Source organism: Falsigemmobacter intermedius, from assembly GCF_004054105.1.
GTDB lineage: Bacteria > Pseudomonadota > Alphaproteobacteria > Rhodobacterales > Rhodobacteraceae > Wagnerdoeblera > Wagnerdoeblera intermedia.
Genome location: NZ_SBLC01000103.1, coordinates 1 through 2752 on the forward strand (window position 1 = coordinate 1; position 2752 = coordinate 2752).

The 2752-nt window shown below is 61.5% G+C and carries 1 protein-coding gene; it reads right to left on the reverse strand.

Features of this window, described 5'->3' with window-relative positions; translation table 11 throughout:
* Positions 1-221 precede the first annotated feature (221 nt).
* Positions 222-2684 carry a membrane-bound PQQ-dependent dehydrogenase, glucose/quinate/shikimate family gene (locus tag EP867_RS19210; RefSeq protein WP_206616395.1) on the reverse strand — a complete coding sequence of 821 codons (2463 nt, stop codon included), beginning with the start codon at positions 2682-2684 and terminating at the stop codon, positions 222-224.
* Between the last annotated feature and the right edge of the window lie 68 nt (positions 2685-2752).

The following is a 2752-nucleotide window of genomic DNA, read 5'->3' on the forward strand; positions in this document are numbered from 1 at the left end:
ATGCAGAATGCAGTGGGAGAGGCCGCCGACCCAGTCAGTTCACACAGCGATCATCGGGTCTAAAGCTTAGCTCCTGGTCCGAATTCGTGCGACCACCTCTTCTGATAAGGTTAGTCGACGCAGGCCCGTGCCCTCCATCGGATAGACCCTTTTGCCGCGCTGTCACCGGGGAGGCCGGCAGATAAAAAAGAGCTGCTCTGAGAGCGGCTCTTTCAGTTTTATCAGTCTTCCAGCGCGTAGGCGTAGAATGCATCGCCCTTCAGACCATGCTGGCGGGCACCGCCGGCGCTGAAGAGGATGTATTGTTTGCCGTTCTCGGGGCTGACGTAAGACACCGGGGTGCCTTGCGAGCCGACGGGCAGGCGCGATTTCCAGACCTCTTCACCGGTCTGGGTGTCGATGGCACGCAGATAGTAGTCCTGGGTGCCGACGAAGAAGGTCAGACCCGAGGCGGTGGTCAGCGGGCCGCCGACGTTGGGCATGCCGACCGGGATCGGCAGACCCATGGTGATGCCCATCGGGCCGGTATCCTGCAGCGTGCCCATGGGGCGCGACCAGATGATCTCACGCTTGTTCAGATCCACGGCGATCATATTGCCGAAGGGCGGCTCATTGCAGGGGATGCCAAGTGCGCTTTCAAAGTTAGCTTTCGCCGCTTTGTAGGGCGTGCCGGTCTGCTCTGCCAGACCTGCGTGGAAGTCCTTGCCGTTGAAGGTCTGACCGTCTTCGGCTTTGGTCACCAGCTGCACCCACTGACCAATACGCATATCCACAGTCACAAGGATGCCGCGGTCTTCGTCGATCGCGCCCGAACCCCAGTTGAAGCCGCCGTAATAGCCCGGCCAGATCAGGGTACGGTTCTCCGAGGGCGGGGTGAATTCGCCGGTGTAGTCCATGCGCTTGAAGTCGATGCGGCATTGCAGCTGATCGAACATCGTCATGCCCCACATCTTCGCTTCCGTCAGCATTTCAGTGCCGACCGACGGCATGCCGACCGAATAGGGCTGGGTGGGAGCATACCATTCGTCTTTGGCATTACCCGCAGGCACCGGACGCTCTTCGACTTCCGCAATCGGCTCACCGGTCAGACGGTTGAGCATGAAGATCTGGCCGCGTTTGGTCAGCTGGATGAGCGCGGGAATGGTGCCGCCCTTGCCATCCGGGACATCGTAAAGCGCCGGCTGCGAAGCGACGTCATAGTCCCAGAGGTCGTGGTGCACGGTCTGGAACACCCACTTCTGCGCGCCGGTGGCCAGATCGAGGGCCACAACGGCGGAGGCCACAGCCTCAAGCTCAGGGGTGCGGTGACCGCCGTGGAAGTCCGGCGTTGCGTTGCCGGTGGGCAGGTAAAGCAGCCCGTTCACATCGTCAAAGGCCGGGGTCGACCAGACGTTGGGCGAGCGGTTGATGTAATTGCCATCATTGCTGACGCCGTGGCTGCCTGCATCCCAGTACCAGCGCTGTTTGCCGGTCTCGATGTCGAGGGCACGGACGACGCCCGAGGGCTCATTGACCGACTGGTTGTCGAGCACCATACCGCCGAAGATCACCATATCGCGGGCGATCGTCGGCATGGAGGTCTGGGTATAGACCGGGAAGGTGTTCTCTCCCATGCCCTGACGCAGATCGAGCACGCCACCCTCGCCGAAGCCCGCGCAGAGCTCGCCGGTTTTCGCGTTGACGACATGCATCTTCACGTCCGAGGCGGTCATCACGATGCGGGCGTCGCAGCTATCGATTTTGTAGTCAACCCCGGCCACCGGCTCAGGGGCCACTTCGCCCTCTGCCACGGCGGGTGCCACATAATCGGCCAGAAGCGGCAGAGCGGCCTGTACGGCCGGACGCTCATAATAGCCAACGCCACGGCAGCGCGCGAAGACCGACGCCTCGGCATTCGACTTATAGACCCAACGCTGTTCGCCGGTTGAGGTCGAGAAGGCATGGATCTCGTTGTTGGGCGTGCAGATATAGGCGGTGTCGCCGACGATGGTCGGGGTGTTCTGATCTTCCTGCACCTTCACGGCTTTAACGCCGGTGTTATAGGTGAAAGCCAGTTTCAGTTTATCGACATTCGCCGGGGTGATCTGGTCAAGCGGCGCATGGCGCGTGCCCGAGGGGGTGCGGCCATAATAGACCGAGTCATTGCCCGGCTCATGCGCGGGCTTGCCCGGCACGGCAGCAAAATCGTTCTGCACAACGCCCTGCGGACGGAAGGCCATAACGCCTGCACCCGCAAAAGCCGCAACCACGGCGGCAGCCACAGCGAACCAGCCACCGGCTTTGCCACGCTTGCCCAGGTAAGGCGCGATCAGCGCCACCGGCAGCAGCAGGAAGAGCGGACCACCGAGGCGCGGAACCATCGGCCAGAAGCGCAGCCCGGCCTCAGCCACGGCCCAGACGACGGTTGCGGCGAATACTGCCACATAAAGCCAGACCCCCGCCTTTTTACGCGCGGCGATCAGGCCACCCGACACAGCAAGCGCAAGGCCCGCCAGAGCATAATACCAGGAGCCGCCCACGGAAATCAGCTCGACGCCTTTCCACATGAGCGGGAGAGAGATGAGCACAAGAACCAGACCCAGAAGGGCCGCCAGCAGGCGGACGGCCTTCGGAGCCTGACCGATGTCCGGGTTATCGGGCGTATAATTCAACACATAATTTCGCAGGATAAGGCTGGCACTCACTCTCGGCGGCACGTCTTGCACATAACCCCAATTCCGTCAATATATCAATATTAGTTGAGAGGTTGATT